Below are 16,781 nucleotides of genomic sequence, written 5' to 3'. Positions count from 1 at the left end.
CTCTGGCTTTTTCGGTTACGCAAACAGGTTGTTGATTGCAGTCTATGCAAAAGTTGACAAGGATTAGTATCTTAAAATATAATTAACTTATTAAAAGTAAGTAATAAAAATTACTATTTGAACTATTATAAATAAAGCTACTGAAAAGCAAGGTAAGGAGAACAATCTGATGGAAAAGGTTGCAGATGTATGTATAGTTGGAGCAGGGCCTGGCGGTGCATTGTTAGGTTATTTACTGGCTGCACAAGGAGTATCTGTTATTTTGTTAGAACGTCATGGTCATATTGATAAAGAGTTCCGTGGTGAACATTTGAATACACAGGGTGAGCAGATTCTGAAGCAATACGGGCTTTATGAAAAAGTTCGTGAAGCAGGGCTATTGCTGATGGAACGTGTAGAATATTTTCAGCATGGTCAAATCATCAAAACGATTCAACCTGCACCTGGAGAACAACATACCGGTATTCATGTACCGCAAAAACATCTGCTACAGGTTCTATTAGATCAATCTTTGCCGTATTCTAATTATGAATTGATGATGAATACCACGGTGATTGACCTGATACGAGATCCACAGTATGGGTCTGTTAACGGTGTTAAAGTAAGACATGAAGGACAAGAATTAATTATTCGTAGCCAGATTGTAGTAGGTACAGATGGTCGATATTCTTCGGTACGTAAGCTGGCGGGGATTCATGCGGATATTGTAAAGCATGGATTCGATCTATTATGGGCACGTATTCCTGCGCCTGCACAGTGGCCTGCAACGGTACGAATGGCTCTGGCACAAGATGCGCAGTTATCGGTTTTCAGTCAAGAAGGCGGGTATCTTCAAATCGGTTGGAATATTCCGCAAGATACGTATCCTCAATTACGCAAGACTCCTTTTGAATCTTTTGTGCGCTCACTGACTGAAGCCTTTCCTGAATTAACACCTATTGTCGATCAGCATATCCGTTCATGGGAAGATTTCGTATTGCTCAAAGTGCAGAGCTGTGTCTGTGATACATGGGTGCAAGATGGATTAGTCATTATGGGAGATGCGGCACATACATTTAGCCCCACCGGAGCTATTGGTGTAAATAGCGCAATGAAGGATGCTCATGTATTGGCTCCGATTCTGATTGATGCGCTGTCTACTCATCAGTTTAGCGCAAGCCGATTAAAAGAATTTGAACATGCCCGTCGTCCTGAGACTGCGGCTGAACTGGATAGCCAACTGGTCAAAGAAGCTGCTTTTCGCGCACAATTTGCATCTTTCCAGCATGAAGGCATATAATCCATATCACTTCATATAACGTATCTACAATCATATACAGGATAGAACATGAACATATGGACTCTGGAGGTAATAATAATGATTAATCCTAAAATTACAGCGGCTTTGCAAGATCATATTCAAATCGTACCGAGTGCAGATAAATCAATCTACTTAGTAGGGCCGATTCGTTTACCTGTCAATTTGGACAATGAGACTGTTGTATTCCAGTGGTATTGCTGGTTGCGATGCGATAGTATTCCGGGGAATTTGTGCGGTGAAGGTGATTATGATCAAGCGGCTATTATTGAAATGTTATCTTCATCTAACTTAGCAGAAGCGCAACAATCGAGTGTACTTGTATATGGTGATTTCAAACAATCTCCAGATGCTTTAATTCGGATGCATAGTATTTGTCATACAGGTGATATCTTTGGAAGTAAGCGTTGTGACTGTGGATTCCAATTGAAGCAGTCGATGAAAATGATTGCAGCTCACGGATCAGGTGCGTTATTTTATCTGGCAAATCATGAAGGACGTGGTATTGGTCTATTCAGCAAAGCGATGGCTTATGTCTTGCAAGAACAAGGAATGGATACGGTAGAAGCGAATCTAGAACTTGGATTTGAAGATGATATGCGTAATTATGATGACGCGATAAATGTGTTGAATCATCTACGTACATTGCCGGTAACATTGATTACAAATAATCCGCGCAAATTAGAAGCATTACAACGTTCAGGAGCCGAAGTGAAAGAACGTGTACCATTATGGGGCGATATCTCTGAATTTAATGAAAAATATTTAAAAACAAAAGTAGCTCGTTCAGGGCATTTTGATATATAATTAAAGGTTGACGGTATCATTCACTTTAGAATATAAAGTACGTGTAAATCTGATATGGTAGAATTAGGAATCGTTTGGTAAAATTCTTAGAAAGTACTCTATTTACATGTTGTACTGTTTGATGAAGACTAGGCTTGTAGAAGATTGTATAGAAAAGAATAGTTTTCATGATAATGCTTGATAAGATACTGCGGTAGGAGGTGAGTTTCTTGGAACATCTAAAAGAGATTGAGGAATCGATAGAACTAGAGCGCCGGGAACTTAATGAAATGGTGCAGTTTTATGACCTTCACGATCGCCGCGTATTGGACCAGTCTAGAAGAGTAGATTCCATACTTAATCAATACAACCATCTCAAACAAGCTTTACTAGGCAATCGTAGTTCAATTGTAGGTTGATCGCTTATAACGAAAAATAATTCAAATAGCGAATAGCGCTTGAGTTATTATTATGCTTCCGGCAGATGTCGGGAGCTTTTTTGTATCAAAAAAAGCTTGAATGCACTCTGTTATAGCAGTACATTCAAGCTTTTATTTTGGATTTAGAAATCGAAGTTGTCTGGATCTGGACCGGTACGCTCATTTTTGTTGAGTGCACTGATACGATCAATTTCTTCAACCGTTAATTTGAAATCAAAGATTTCAGCGTTAGAAGCGATACGTTTTTCTTTAACCGAACGCGTGATCACAACGACACCTTTATCGAGTACCCAGCGTAAGATCACTTGAGCAGGCTCTTTACCATATTTATCAGCGATCTCTTTGATCACTTCGTTGTCGAATAATTTACCACGAGCTAATGGAGACCATGCTTCCAATTGAATTCCTTTTTCTTCACTGTACGCAAGCAATTCGGTTTGCGTTAATAGCGGATGGAATTCCACTTGGTTGACCGCAGGAACCACTTCAGCATCAGCTAACAAATCATCTAAATGATGTGTTTGGAAATTACTTACGCCGATCGCACGAATACGTCCGTCTTTGTATAGTTTTTCCATAGCACGCCATGTGTCTTTATATTTACCAGCAACAGGCCAGTGAATCAGATAGAGATCCAATACGTCTAGATCTAATTTCTTCATCGTTTCTTCAAAAGCAGCAAGAGTCGATTCATACCCTTGATCTTTATTCCATACTTTTGATGTAATGAATAGTTCGTCACGAGCAATCCCTGATTCTTTGATTGCTTTGCCGACACTTTCTTCATTACCATAAGCAGCAGCTGTATCTATTGCACGATAACCGCTTTTAAGTGCAGCTTTTACCGAATCAATCGCTTCGTTACCATCTTCAACTTGCCATACACCCAGACCAAACCAGGGCATATTTACACCATTGTTCAACTTCTTAACTGAAATTAAATCAGTAGTCATTATTTAGCTCCTCCTTTAAATCTGATCTCTTATAAAACATACCCGATTTTAAGGGTATTCACACATACTTGATTGAATTAGCTAGCAGAAGCTGTTTTTTCTTCAGGATGAATAAAGCCTTTACCACCTGCCATCATTCCAGTATAAAGAATCACGAAAGTAGCGATTACCAGTATACTGAGCGGTAATTTCCAGTTGCCTGTGACATCATGCAGTATCCCGAAAAGGGTAGGACCACATGCAGCAAGCAAGTAACCAATGGATTGCGACATTCCAGATAGATCAGCCGCTTGATTAGCAGTATGTGTACGCAGACTGAAAAACATCATGGAAAGACTGAATGAAGAAGCGCCTGCAATCCCTAATAAAATCAGACAAGTGGCTGTCCACCATAAGTAGCCATCTACAAAGATAATGCCCAGCAGTGAAATCAGGTACAACATTACGGTGAATAATACTAGTGGACGCTGTGTTTTGAGCTTCGCTGCTAGAATAGGAATAATAAAGTTAAATGGCAACATCGAAAATTGCATTAAAGATAACATGTAACCGGATTGAATATTAGTCAGTCCTTGTTCTTGCAAAATATCAGGCAACCATGCGATCGATACATAGAAAATCATAGATTGCATACCCATAAAAATTGTAATTTTCCAAGCCAAAGGAGAACGCCATACACTGCGAGTGGCTTTGACACTGTGTTTCATTAACTTGGCAGGTTGATTGTAACGTTGTTGAGGAATCCATAAGATCAGTGCGACCATCGCAAGCACCGTCCAGATCAAAATCGAACCTTTCCAACCGAGTCCCGTATTAGCTAAAGGTAGACTTACTGCTGAAGCGGTAGCGGCGAATACATTCATACAGATCGAATAAATACTGGTCATAATCCCAACACGAAAAGGAAATTCGCGCTTGATCATACCCGGCAAAATTACATTGACGATTGCAATCGCCAGACCTGTTAAAAATGTACCGATTAACAGCATAGGCAGTCCGCCAAAAGGACGTAACCAACCACCGATGGTTAAGACCATCAGCGAGATAATAATAATACGTTCCATGCCGTACTTTCCAGCTAGCTTAGCGACAAAAGGAGAAAGAATCGCAAAAGCAACCAAAGGAATAGTGGTCAAAAATCCAGCCATCGTATTAGAAACTGGGAAATCGTGACGGATCAAATCCAGTAACGGACTGATCGCCGTAATAGGGCTACGCATATTAATAGCGGTAAACAAAATACAAATCAATACAAAAAGCGGATTCCTCAGGGATAATCCTGATTCCGCATCGTTCAAAGAAGTACGGTTCATTTCTTAGTCCTTTCTATAACGCTTGATCGTTCAAGCGTTGATACCCTAATAAGTAACACATGGATAGATCATCCTTGGGCTTCAGGCGATGGAGAGTGATCCAAGGACTGAAGTCGATCCGTAAAATAAGTAATATAGTCATCTACAATCAACATCGCTTGTTCACTTTGTTGTTCACGAATCGCTTGAATCAAATTACGATGTCCTGTGCAATACGAATCACTCAGTTCAGTTGTACTGGTAATCGACATCTGAATCTGTTCAAACAGGTGAGCATAGAGATCAATCAGTAATTGATTGTAAGAAGCGGCTGTAATGGCTTGATGTAGCTTAAAGTCAGCTTCTACAAATTCAGCGATCTGCCCTGCATCGATATGTTGCTGGCACAAATCAGCATAATGATCCATCTGTTGTAGATCCTCATCGGTGCGTCTAAGGCAAGCGAGTGCAACGGCTTCGCGATCGAGTGCATGCCGCACTTCAAGAACTTCAACAACGGTGGAATTTTGTACCCGCTTTTGCAAAACAGAATGCAGTTCACTGTTAGCGATCACGAATGTTCCGTCCCCTTGTCTGGTCGATAACAGACCGACATGAACAAGCGCACGGACAGCTTCACGTAATGTATTACGACTGACACCGAACTGTTCCATTAATTCAGCTTCTTTGGGAATACGCATACCAATTGCCCAGCTGTTATTTTTGATTCGTTGTTCAATCTGTGAATAGACTTGATCTACCAACGATTGTTTTTCTAGTTTATGAAAAATAATATTCACTCCTAAAGGTAGGATGATTGGTCTATTGGACATTTTATCGAACTGTACCCAAATTGTAAAGTGAAAAAGACAATTTTGAAGTGATTTCCATGTTAGATTACATTATGCTTAGACGAATCTATATTGCTATCAGACCTTTTGCTCTGAACAATAGATAAGGTATAGATAGAAAGCGATTTAGAGTAAAAGGGGTACTTTATTTATGATCATAAAAGATATGTTTATTAATTTTTGTATCATCTCTACTTTTTTATTTTTTGGGAATATCGTTTTTCGTAATTGGCGTAGCAACCCGCGCATTAGTCCATTTGTTTTAAGCTGTTTAACAGGGGCTTTTTTGGGTTTATTTGGTATTATTCAGATGCACTTTACATTCAAATTAGATAACGGAACATTACTGGATCTGCGCCAAATTCCTATTATTGTAGCAACAGTGCTCGGTGGAGGCATCTCAGGAACGATTACCACCCTTATTATCTCAATTGCACGCTTATGGCTGTCTGCTCCGATCAGTATCGTTTCTTTTTTAGGGATAGCCAATGCCTGCATGACACTTCTAATCACCTATCTTGTTTTTCGAACCCGGCAATCGTTTAGTCGTAAATGGATAATAACTTCATTGATTTCGACATTGAACTCATTATTCTTTTTCCTAATCTGGTCAGGGTTTACCAAGGAAACGACGCTGATTCTGTTTATCCTTATTTTATTTTCATCATTTATTTTTACATATTTATTAATTGAGCGGTTAAGACGGTATAACCAACTGTATGATGCTATGAGTCAAGAAGTACAGTTGGATTTTCTCACAGGGCTATACAACTATCGTGGATTTGAAATGAAGTACAATCAGTTAAGTCAGGAAAAGCATATCCCGTTTGCATTGTTTCTGTTAGATATTGATCATTTTAAAATGATTAATGATCAGTACGGTCATTCTGCTGGAGATGCTGTGCTAGTTCAATTTGCAGAGGTGTTACGTCGTAGTGTGCGTGTCTGTGATCATTGTTCTCGTAAAGGAGGAGAAGAGTTCTCTCTGATCTTAGAACATGTAGAACAGCAAGCGGAGGCGATAGAATGGGCAGAGAACATTCGCAAAAATATAGAGAAACATACCTTTGTGATTCCTGATGGACGACAAGTGTCGCTTACCGTATCTATTGGTATTGGGTTTTATCCATTGCACCCGTGTGACGAATTATTAGATAAAACAGATGATGCATTGTATCAAGCGAAAAAAGCAGGTAGAAACCAGTTTTGTATCGCCCTCTAAAATAATAAATAAGGACTATTGAATAAAATCGTTAGACTGACGATGTATATAGATATACTTATTATTTTCGCAGTCAAAGGGACGTGAACAAATGTTGTTCAAAGACTTATTTATGAATTTTTGTATTCTAGCAACATTTTCTTTTTTTGGAAGTATGTTATTGAATTATTTGAATGCCCATTTCAAAACAAGTACCTATATAAAGCGTCAATGGATCGGACTTTTTTTCGGTTGCTTGGGAGCGACATTGATGCAATTCACCTTTCCAGTTGGAGATAATGTTTTGCTGGATTTACGCCAGATATCGATTGTACTTTCGATCAGTATGGGTGGCAGTGTAGCTGGGATTATCACCACAATTATGATTATGATCACCCGTATTATATTGAGTCCGACGATAGGGTTAAGTGCAATATTAGGATTAATCAATGCGGCGACGCTGTGTATTGTCGCTTCATGGATTTTTTCGCGAAGTATCACTTTTTATAAAAAATGGTTATATTCAGGCATTGCACTGACGATTATTGCTACGGCTTCTTTATGTATCGTATTAGGAAGAAATGAAATTGATAAAGTATTGGTTTTTATTGTCGTGGAATCAGCGGCGACTTTATTTATTTTTATGCTTACTCGATCCCTGCGCAAAAATAACGAATTGTTTGAAAAAGTCAGCAAAGAAGCTCAATTCGACTTTTTGACCGGATTGCATAATCCAAGAGCTTTTGAGAAGAAGTTTGAGCAATTGCAACATCAGGAAACCGATATGGCACATTCGCTACTGTTTATTGATATTGATCATTTTAAAAAAGTGAATGATGTGTATGGTCATCCTGCGGGGGATGCTGTACTTTTTCAGCTTGCTAATGTAATTCAACAAAGTATTCGCAGTACCGATTATGGTGCTCGCAAAGGTGGAGAAGAATTTGCAGTCTGGCTGGAATATTGTCAATTAACCGAAGCCAAAATGATTGCAGAGACGTTACGTACCAATGTGGAGAAGAAGAAATTTATATTACCTGATGGCAAAATGATTCATATCACCATCTCGATCGGTATTGGGATGTATCCTGCACTGATGTGGGATGAATTGTTAGAAAAGACCGATCAAGCGTTGTATCAAGCCAAACAGCAAGGGCGCAATCGTTCCTGTCTGGCACAGTCTTCACTTTAATAATCTAGCCAGTCCTATAGTATTCAAAATAGATATACGATCTCTTATTGTTGATGAGATCGTATTTTTAGTATGTTTACACTGTTCTGGATGTTTAAATTTACTTTTAATTAAAAATTTACATAAAAGAGGAATTAGATAGACAAAATAGAATTATGATAATAAGAGAATCAGAATGACTCATTCTGTCTCTACCTATCAAAGGAGGAATTGTTATATGCATAAGGTGGTAACGAAGCAGTTAACAATAGTGCTTTTGACAGCATTATTGATGTTCATTTCTTTATTGGGTGGATATCGTCCGGTAGCAGAAGCAGCAACAACATTAACTGTTGCTCAAGCGATTCAGGCTCAAAGTGGCGGGTCTACAATTACAGTTAAAGGGATTGTTGTTGGACATGCTTCAGGAGCTTCTACAGGCGATTTTACAAGCCCATTTGCAAATGATTTCAATGTATTAATCGCAGACAGTAGCAGCGAACGTACAACAAGCAAGCTGTTAGATGTACAATTGAGTACTGCTTTTCGTTCACAGTTCGGTTTACAGAGCAATCCAAGTCTAATTGGCAAAACGATTGTCGTTACAGGTACAGCCGGTGCATATAATAATTTTGCAGGTGTGAAAAGCCCATCATCTGTTACTTTAGATGGCGGTACAACTACACCTCCTACAGAACCAGGGACAGATACACCTCTTCCTAATGGTACAGGTAAAAAAGTATTGTTTGATAACACGCATGCTCAAACAGCGGGTGCAGCAGATTGGGTAATCGATGGTGGATTCTCTGACTTTGCAAATGGACTCAAAGCAGACGGATTTACAGTAGATGCACTTACTCGTCCAGTACCCTATACATTTGGAGAGCAAGCGATCACTTATGATAAGATCAAAGGATACGATGTATTCGTTATCGCTGAGCCTAACGTTCCTTTCAAAGCAACAGAACAAGCAGCAATGCTTCAATATGTAAAAGGTGGCGGTAGTATTTTCTTTATTGCCGATCATTATAATGCAGACCGTAACAAAAACCGTTGGGATGGATCTGAAGCGATCAATGGCTACCGTCGTGGTGCTTACAGTAACCCAACTAAAGGCATGACAGCCGAAGAAGCGGCTTCTCCAGCAATGCAAGGTGTAAGCGGTTCGGACTGGTTAGGGTCGAACTTTGGTATTCGTTTCCGTTACAATGCGCTAGGTGATGTGAATGCCAATGATATCGTAGCTTCTTCCCAAGCATTCGGAATCACATCAGGCGTGAGTTCAGTAGCGATGCATGCGGGTTCTACACTAGCTATTTTAGATCCAACCAAAGCTAAAGGAATTGTATATTTACCGTCTTCTGTATCTAAATGGAACAATGCAGTCGATCAAGGGGTATACAATGGCGGTGGACGTGCAGAAGGTCCTTACGCAGCAATCTCTAAAGTAGGAGCAGGTAAAGCAGCATTTATCGGTGATTCTTCACCAGTCGAAGATGCTTCTCCAAAATATCTACGTGAAGAAACAGGCGCTAAAAAAACAACCTATGATGGATACAAAGAAGTGAATGATGCGAAGTTGTTGGTACAGACTGTAAGATGGTTGGCTGTGAAAGAAAGCTATACGAGCTTAAGCCAAGTATCGGGTCTAACTTTAGATAGCCCAACATCATTGTTGCCGATCGAGACACCTTCTACTTCTACAGAACCACAAGCAGAACCATGGGCAACACCAGCGGCAGGATACAAATGGTATGATCCTACGACATTCAAAAGCGGTTCCTATGGAGCAGCTTCTTAATTTAAGTAATAAACGTATAAGTAATGAAAAAAAACAGCTTTCGGTCTGAGGATATTCTTCAGATGCGAAAGCTGTTTTTTTATAATGAATGGATCTACATAACAAACGTTCCAATTACAAAAGAAATTCCGATAATTAATGAACGTAACAGTTGAGCAATAGCCATATTTCCTTTTTCGATCTGTTCACAGACTTTAGTGCGTGGTGTAACCCAATCGAACACCAGATACACCAGACAAAGAATCACAATACCGATCCCTGACCAGATTAATACATCGAGCCATGCGTCAGAGTTAATCGAGACTAACCCTACAATAATACATAATCCTAACAGCTTACTCCCCATATACATGCCTGCCGCTTGGTTGCCTTCAGCGATTTGCTGGTTATCATTGTAGCGTGTCAATAAGCTGAAGATATAATACCCGACAAACAGAATCGCAAATAAAATCACTAATCCTATTCCGATATGCAATAAATCGGTTCCAAAGTTTTTCACTGTACTTCCTCCTTCAAAGTTAAATGTAGAATTTAGTGTGATCGATCTGATATAGATGGATCAACAGCCGCTGCACAGTAGCAAGCCAGATTATCGGTGACTTTGCCTCCAATACGAGGAAGTAATCCTGCAAACTGACCACCGATAACAAAAGCACCTGTTAACAAATAACCATCAAATGTTCCCTCAGTCGTTGTGACAGATACAGGTTCCATAGGGTGCAATTGTTGATAGATTTTGGGTTGATCTTCATAATAAGCGGCAATCTCTTCGGCTTCTGTAGGTATAGCATTAGAATCAATAATAGGGGATTCAGATACAGCTACCGAATGTTGTTCGGGTTGTTCGATCAGATGTGTACCTAACCCTTCACGTCCAAAAAAACCTTTGACCACATAGGGAATCTGTTGTTCTACAAAGACTTGATCTGTAAAATACGTCGGTAATAAATAATGCTCAATCCATTTACATTCTTGGGCTGTAAATAAAGTGAATCCCGTATATTCTGCCATCTGTGCATTCCGTTCATATAACGACCAGATCGTAGCCATAAATCCTTTACTTTGCGTTAAAATATGTTGCGTTGGATTGAGTAGACCTAGCTTCCCGGTGTTCACCAATTGCAATAAATCTTCACCCACCAGCCGACCTGAATCAGCTTCCCGATCTTCGACGAGATACTCTAATGGATACAAGCGATATAGAATAGAAATACGTTCTACATCATGATACAGCCCTTCACCAGGGACAATCTTCAATTGTTCCAAAGGGATATACTTCGCTTCAATACCTAGCGCTAGACACTGCTCCATCATATATAACGTATTTGCACGATCTTCATCATGCCAGTCGTAACTGGTGAAATGGATGATTCTCCCCAAGCCCTGCTGTTCATAATAATCAACCGCTTGCTTGAACATTTGACGAATACAATCATTCATCTGCCTTGAAGCAGGTTGTAGATCAGGTGCATAACGCAACAATTCCTGTTCTAAAAAAGCGACTTCAGGTATACCGCTTGGGGTATCTGTATTATTTTCGATACATTTCAGCTTACCTTGAGGGCTAATAATCCAATCTAAGCGAGTAAATCCATTGATAGGAATAGCTTGTCTTGCGCTTTCGATCAATGCAGGATGAATGCCTAATTGTTGCAATAGATATTCATCTGGCAAATGTGCTTGTACAAACTGTAATGTTTTGCGATACAGATGATCTACATTTTCAGAACCGACTCGTAATTGTTCTAATTCATAATCTTTATACAGAGTGAGCGCTGTTAAGCAGTAAGGCTTCTCATACATCATATGATACGGCACCTGTTGTTCAATCCGAGTGGTAAATAATTGTGCTCGTGTATAGGGAAGAGCGCGTGTCTGTCGCATCTACTTAACCTCCAGAAAAGAAACCACTAACTCCACCACTGCCGAAGCCACTATGGGAGCTACTTTTTTTCGAATAGGACGAGCCACCGTAATAGCTACTGTGGGTATTACAGTTATACGCATTGCCGTTCTGATCATACTGACAATCGTCGTCGTAATCATTGCCACAACCAGAAAGGGTTGCAGGAACAGCTAGCATTAACGAGAAAGCGATCATTTTGGTACGATTATTCATGATTCGTTCACCTCACTTAAAAAAATCATCACTTTCTGCCGATCTGCATCCAGTACGGTGTACAAAATATCGTAAGTGATATCTTGCTGTACCAAATAGTGATCCAATAAGCGAAGAGCAAGATCAAGCGGAGCGACATAGGAATCTATCGCATGACGACGTTGAAAGGCTTTGCCATCCCAAAGCCAGTATTCAGGTGACAGACCGCTTGGATAATCTTTTTGCCCACTGATCGTGGTCGCCAGACTGCGCTGATACGTAGACGGTAATTCTTCTGCAAATGGACGTAGATAGATCGTATGCTTCTCGTGATCGACAGACTCATGAGAAACATGAACCCATATGCGATCATTTAACTTTATGGCATCTACTAATTTATGTACGAATAATTCTTCTTGTGACAACGAATGGATGTGATGCACTTCGCCGATTTCAGCTTGTTTGGCCTCTGACCATTCGATATATCGCAGAGGATAATACATAGCGTTCACTCCCTTTTGAATAATGTATCACTAGACTATTCCTTTTTACGTCGTAATTTGTAAAAAGATGCACATTTTCCAGTATACCGATTTCTTTGCAAATAGGAACAAATATTTCGTGTAATCGGCTCTGTATCAAGCAAAGTCAAGAATATGAATAACAAATTCGCAAACCGCAAAGGCTTGCTTGTATAATGAGCCTAACAACGTTTGTGAATAAGGTAGAGACGATCCATATGACCTTATTTTTTTGGAACAACGTCTGCCACTTTTGTAACGATACAAGGAGGTATGACTGATGACAGATCGACTCTATAGACACACTCGTAAGCAACAACGTCTGTCCATGTCTCTATGTATAGAATGGCTGTTATTTTTGCTATTACTGTCAGTAGGACTAGGGTTAAGGTTATGGCTAGGAAGCCATTATGCTGGATTTATGAGTGATCAGAATTTATTTGTACAATGGATGAATGCCTTACGACAATATGGGCTGGGTACAGTCTATATACATGATCCCAATATTAACTACCCACCACTATTTTTGTTATTTATGCAGGGTTATGCTGCTTTTTTGCATGGATTTGGAATCACGATCCAAGCGGGTCAATTGTCTTTCAAATCATTATTAATTGTACTGGATCTGGTTGCAGGAATAGCTGTATTTGGCTGGTCGCTAGGGAAAGAAAAGGCGATTGTTCGTTGGGGGCTACTGTGTCTGTTTGTCCTGAATCCAGCACTGATTGTGAATAGCTCGATCTGGGGACAAGTGGATATTTTGAATGGGATGTTGATGGCTGGAGCCTTATTAACCTTTCTAGCGTCGCCTATTTTAGCAGGAATACTCTTTGCTTTAGCATTATTAACCAAATTGCAGGCGATTGTGATTGCACCTGTGTTTGGATGTTATCTATTGAAATGTCTGTGGCAACGTAATATTAAGCCTTTGATCCATATGACGATAGGTGCCGTCATTCCTGTAATAGGGGTCGCTATTTATTTTGCTTCTTATGGCGGATTACAAGCGATGTTCAAAAGCGCGTATATGAGTGCAGTAGGCTTGTACACTCAAGTGACATTGAATGCACTCAATATCTGGTTTTATGTCGTAGGTACGGTTCCAACAACAAGCGATACAGCAAAGCTCTGGAACATCATTTCATTACGTAATCTAGGATTTATATTGTTGCTATTAGCTGTGATCTATACAGGTATCTACCTCTGGAAATGCCGTACGATTACAACAGCTATTTTACTCAAAGCCGGTGCATGGATATCCTTTGCCTTTTTTATGCTACCTACGGAAATTCACGAACGCTACAGTATTCCTGCGTTAATCTTGATCTTGCTGGTGACAATGCTGGATCGTAAATGGATTGCGATCGCATGTGTATTGAGTGTAACCATTACGTATAATCTGTGGGGTGTACTCACAAGCAACCTTCCGCAACTTTCTGGCATAGTGGTTGTGTGGATTCATATTTTTATTTTGCTATGGATCGGATGGTTAATGTATCGGGATATGCGAAGTACGAGTAGAGGGATAGTGTGGGTAGATACAAATAACTGATGCTTAAATAATTCTTCTACTTATTGATAAGAAATCTAATCCATGTAGAGGAGGTTATATAATGGATGTGAGATTAACTGAATTTGATGAAAAATGGGCTATACAGTTTGCAGAAGAAGCCGAGTTTCTTACACATATATTTACAGAACAAATCATAGATATTCAACACTTTGGAAGTACATCGGTTCCTTTTTTAAAAGCAAAACCTGTTATTGATATGTTAGTGATTGTAAAAGATATCGAAAAGATAGACGATCGGAATAGCGATATGCGTAATTTGGGATACGATGTAGCTGGCGAATGGGGAATTGAAGGCAGACGATTGTTCCGCAAAGGTGGAGATCAGCGCACGCATCATATCCATTTTTATCAAAAAAATAATCCTCATATTCATCGACATCTTGTTGTGCGCGATTATTTACGTGCCCACTCTCAAGAAGTTAGTCAGTATAGTCAATTTAAAGAGGAGCTTGCACAGAAATTTACAACGACTAACAAATACAGTCCAGCTAAAAAAGAATTTGTTACTCAATTAGAAAAGCGTGCTTTACAGTGGTTTGCTTCTCAATAAATCAAAAAACGCCTACAAACATCATGTCTGTGGGCGTTTATCAACTTGCTGGAAGCTTACATACTAAATTCAGATTCTCTAATAACCAATCCGTAGCGATCTATTCAATCGGAGGATTATTGTAGCATTTGCGACACACCGGATAATAACTTTCGTTACCACCAATTTGAATTTGCTCGCCTGTATACACAGGTTTACCATCTTTGACCCGCAGATTCATAATGGCTTTACGTTCACAGAACCAGCAGATCGTTTTCATTTCTTCGATTTTATCCGCATACAGTAGCATATACTGGCTACCTTCAAACAGATTATTTTGAAAATCGTTTTTGAGACCGAAACCCATCACAGGAATACTTAATTCATCCACGATGCGTACCAGTTGCAAAATCGCTTCTTTTTTCATAAATTGGCATTCATCAATTAATACACATGAAGGCTTAGGGGAATAATTTTTGACAATACTGTAGATATCCGTATCATCGTGAATAGCAATCGCTTGACGACGTACACCAATGCGAGAAGAGACATAACCGGTCTCATCGCGATTATCTAGCGCAGATGTAAAAATCAGAACATGTTTATCCTGTTCCTCATAATTGTGGGCCACTTTAAGAATCTCAATAGACTTCCCACTGTTCATTGCACCATGCTTAAAAAATAACTGTGCCAATGGTCATAATACCCCTTTCTGTAGATCGTTCTTTCTGTCAGCGTGATCTATTGTAGCAGGAATTAGAGGGAGAGACCAATTTAAAATCCAACGAAAAAACAACAAATCCAAGAACGAGTATGAGCCACTAGACTATTCTTATGCTTGCGTAGAAGAAGCTTCTGTTAATAATCCATCGAGCGTAGTTACCATTTGGCGTAAATACTGGATATCTTCTGCTGTCCATACATGATCTGGTTGGTATAGAATGAAGTTAAGGATTTCTTCACAGATATGATCGATACCTTCGTACGAGAGCGTAAGTGCCAATCCTTTGATAGCATGGGCATGACGATGAATCGCATCAGGTAGTGTACGATGATCTGCTGACAATCGCCCGTGATCATAATCTTCGAAGCGATGTTGTAAATCTTGCATTTTGAGAGAAGCATCCGCCAAAAATCGAATTCTAGTTTGCTGAATGATCTGTTGATACCGATCTGCTTTTGACATGAATCTTTCCCTCCCTATTTTTCTGCAAAGGACGTGTAACCGTTTCATGAAAAAAATAGTTATTATTGATGATAGCGCTCCATTTACATTGTTGATTAAGCAATTGTTGGAAACAGAAGATGTAATCGTAGAATCATATGAGGATGCTGGTGACTTTTTGAAAATCCCTTCGCGTATTACAGGGTATGATTTGATTATTTTAGATATTCATCTACCGGATGTAGACGGACTGCATGTACTAGAAAATCTTAAAAACAAACCAGCTACCAAAGATATCCCTGTGTTACTGTTGTCAGGTGATTCTCGTTCTGAAATGGTCATTCGTGGTATGCGTATGGGGGCAATTGATTTCATGACAAAACCAATCGATCCTGCACAATTGATCGAGCGAGTATTGGATCATTTAGACAGAGGAATAGATCAATCATAAAAACGCTTTTACAGGGTACATTTTAGCATAAATTTAAAGGAAATAGACAGGATGTTTTGTATCGTTTGGATCAGGATACTTTATAAAAGAACTGTCTGAACCATTTTAAAATGAAGACTATAGTAAAAAAAGATGGAGAAGCAGCAGCCTATTTATTTTTAGTAGGCTGTTTTGTTTGTCCAATAAAATAAATATATATACCTAAAAAAATAAAATATCAATTAATACTTGAATACCCTATGGGGGTATGCTAGGATAGAATTATAAATGATTACAGGGGGCTACTTTATGGAGAAGATGGATCATCTGAATATCGAAGGTTCACCTCAGGAACATCGTGAATCTTGCGACCATAGCCCGGGAGAGGTTCGGCACAGTCACCATTCAGATGAGATGAAAAGTAATATGATTCGCCGTCTTAATCGTGTGGAAGGACAGATTCGCGGGATCAAAGGCATGATCGAGAAAGATACGTATTGTGATGATGTACTGAATCAGATTGCAGCTGCCCAATCCGCATTGAATTCGGTGGGTAGATTGTTGTTAGAAGGGCATATGAAGAGCTGTGTAGTAGAGCGAATCGAAGCCGGCGAGAATGAAGTGATTGACGAGCTATTGATAACGATTAATAAATTATTGAAATAATATAATC

The 16,781-nt window shown here is 39.4% G+C and carries 19 protein-coding genes; 10 read left to right on the top strand and 9 right to left on the bottom strand.

The window, feature by feature from the left end; genetic code table 11:
* Positions 1–169: 169 nt before the first annotated feature.
* The 3 genes from PaeCFBP13512_RS15895 (at position 170) to PaeCFBP13512_RS15885 (ending at position 2,502) form a co-directional block, all read left to right on the top strand.
* A complete protein-coding gene (locus PaeCFBP13512_RS15895; RefSeq protein WP_137224441.1) occupies positions 170–1,279 on the top strand; it encodes an FAD-dependent monooxygenase in 1,110 nt (369 codons plus the stop codon).
* A 78-nt stretch (positions 1,280–1,357) separates the two neighbouring features.
* Entirely contained in the window at positions 1,358–2,104 is a 747-nt protein-coding gene (locus tag PaeCFBP13512_RS15890; protein ID WP_137224438.1) for a GTP cyclohydrolase II, read from the top strand.
* A 209-nt stretch (positions 2,105–2,313) separates the two neighbouring features.
* Positions 2,314–2,502 (top strand): aspartyl-phosphate phosphatase Spo0E family protein, encoded by a 189-nt coding sequence (locus PaeCFBP13512_RS15885; RefSeq protein ID WP_069329613.1) that lies wholly within the window; start codon positions 2,314–2,316, stop codon positions 2,500–2,502.
* Between the two features lie 143 nt (positions 2,503–2,645).
* Here the strand turns inward: PaeCFBP13512_RS15885 and PaeCFBP13512_RS15880 are convergent, their stop codons facing one another.
* From PaeCFBP13512_RS15880 to PaeCFBP13512_RS15870, 3 genes are all read right to left on the bottom strand, one after another.
* Positions 2,646–3,476, bottom strand: a complete 831-nt coding sequence (locus PaeCFBP13512_RS15880) for an aldo/keto reductase (RefSeq protein WP_069329612.1) — start codon at positions 3,474–3,476, stop codon at positions 2,646–2,648.
* A gap of 77 nt (positions 3,477–3,553) precedes the next feature.
* Complete coding sequence (locus PaeCFBP13512_RS15875) at positions 3,554–4,789, bottom strand: CynX/NimT family MFS transporter (RefSeq protein ID WP_137224435.1); 1,236 nt, start codon at positions 4,787–4,789, stop codon at positions 3,554–3,556.
* A gap of 68 nt (positions 4,790–4,857) precedes the next feature.
* Positions 4,858–5,559, bottom strand: a complete 702-nt coding sequence (locus PaeCFBP13512_RS15870) for a FadR/GntR family transcriptional regulator (protein WP_137224644.1) — start codon at positions 5,557–5,559, stop codon at positions 4,858–4,860.
* Positions 5,560–5,770: 211 nt separating this feature from the next.
* On the opposite strand from PaeCFBP13512_RS15870, the gene PaeCFBP13512_RS15865 reads away from it, so the two are divergent.
* The 3 genes from PaeCFBP13512_RS15865 (at position 5,771) to PaeCFBP13512_RS15855 (ending at position 9,792) form a co-directional block, all read left to right on the top strand.
* Complete coding sequence (locus PaeCFBP13512_RS15865; RefSeq protein ID WP_137224434.1) at positions 5,771–6,841, top strand: GGDEF domain-containing protein; 1,071 nt, start codon at positions 5,771–5,773, stop codon at positions 6,839–6,841.
* A 112-nt stretch (positions 6,842–6,953) separates the two neighbouring features.
* Positions 6,954–8,012: a GGDEF domain-containing protein gene (locus PaeCFBP13512_RS15860; RefSeq protein ID WP_161594285.1), complete on the top strand. Its 1,059-nt coding sequence runs from the start codon at positions 6,954–6,956 to the stop codon at positions 8,010–8,012.
* Positions 8,013–8,283: 271 nt separating this feature from the next.
* Positions 8,284–9,792, top strand: coding sequence for a DUF6359 domain-containing protein (locus PaeCFBP13512_RS15855; RefSeq protein WP_371748235.1), 1,509 nt, complete (start codon positions 8,284–8,286; stop codon positions 9,790–9,792).
* Positions 9,793–9,886: 94 nt separating this feature from the next.
* Here PaeCFBP13512_RS15855 and PaeCFBP13512_RS15850 read toward each other — a convergent pair whose 3' ends face one another.
* Genes PaeCFBP13512_RS15850 through PaeCFBP13512_RS15835 form a run of 4 tightly spaced genes read right to left on the bottom strand, consistent with a single transcriptional unit; the run spans position 9,887 to position 12,393 of the window.
* Entirely contained in the window at positions 9,887–10,291 is a 405-nt protein-coding gene (locus PaeCFBP13512_RS15850) for a DUF350 domain-containing protein (protein ID WP_069329606.1), read from the bottom strand.
* A gap of 32 nt (positions 10,292–10,323) precedes the next feature.
* Complete coding sequence (locus PaeCFBP13512_RS15845; protein WP_137224425.1) at positions 10,324–11,676, bottom strand: glutathionylspermidine synthase family protein; 1,353 nt, start codon at positions 11,674–11,676, stop codon at positions 10,324–10,326.
* Positions 11,677–11,680: 4 nt separating this feature from the next.
* A complete protein-coding gene (locus PaeCFBP13512_RS15840; RefSeq protein ID WP_069329604.1) occupies positions 11,681–11,911 on the bottom strand; it encodes a hypothetical protein in 231 nt (76 codons plus the stop codon).
* Entirely contained in the window at positions 11,908–12,393 is a 486-nt protein-coding gene (locus tag PaeCFBP13512_RS15835; protein WP_137224422.1) for a hypothetical protein, read from the bottom strand. The genes PaeCFBP13512_RS15840 and PaeCFBP13512_RS15835 overlap by 4 nt, the downstream gene beginning before the upstream one ends.
* A 298-nt stretch (positions 12,394–12,691) precedes the next feature.
* Here PaeCFBP13512_RS15835 and PaeCFBP13512_RS15830 point away from each other — a divergent pair, with 298 nt between their 5' ends.
* Entirely contained in the window at positions 12,692–13,963 is a 1,272-nt protein-coding gene (locus tag PaeCFBP13512_RS15830) for a hypothetical protein (protein WP_137224420.1), read from the top strand.
* A gap of 61 nt (positions 13,964–14,024) precedes the next feature.
* Positions 14,025–14,534 (top strand): GrpB family protein, encoded by a 510-nt coding sequence (locus tag PaeCFBP13512_RS15825; RefSeq protein WP_137224417.1) that lies wholly within the window; start codon positions 14,025–14,027, stop codon positions 14,532–14,534.
* Between the two features lie 100 nt (positions 14,535–14,634).
* Here PaeCFBP13512_RS15825 and PaeCFBP13512_RS15820 read toward each other — a convergent pair whose 3' ends face one another.
* Positions 14,635–15,207, bottom strand: coding sequence for a thymidine kinase (locus tag PaeCFBP13512_RS15820; RefSeq protein ID WP_069329602.1), 573 nt, complete (start codon positions 15,205–15,207; stop codon positions 14,635–14,637).
* A gap of 138 nt (positions 15,208–15,345) precedes the next feature.
* Positions 15,346–15,699, bottom strand: a complete 354-nt coding sequence (locus PaeCFBP13512_RS15815) for an Hpt domain-containing protein (protein WP_069329601.1) — start codon at positions 15,697–15,699, stop codon at positions 15,346–15,348.
* Positions 15,700–15,745: 46 nt separating this feature from the next.
* Between PaeCFBP13512_RS15815 and PaeCFBP13512_RS15810 the strand changes: the two genes are divergently transcribed.
* Positions 15,746–16,129, top strand: coding sequence for a response regulator (locus tag PaeCFBP13512_RS15810; protein ID WP_069329600.1), 384 nt, complete (start codon positions 15,746–15,748; stop codon positions 16,127–16,129).
* A gap of 288 nt (positions 16,130–16,417) precedes the next feature.
* The gene (locus PaeCFBP13512_RS15805; RefSeq protein WP_083243668.1) at positions 16,418–16,774 is read left to right on the top strand and encodes a metal-sensitive transcriptional regulator; all 357 of its coding nucleotides are present in this window, start codon (positions 16,418–16,420) and stop codon (positions 16,772–16,774) included.
* Positions 16,775–16,781 lie beyond the last annotated feature (7 nt).

The sequence above is a fragment of the Paenibacillus sp. CFBP13512 genome, assembly GCF_005233705.1.
GTDB lineage: Bacteria > Bacillota > Bacilli > Paenibacillales > Paenibacillaceae > Saccharibacillus > Saccharibacillus nuruki.
This window is presented reverse-complemented; position numbering and strand designations above follow the sequence as displayed.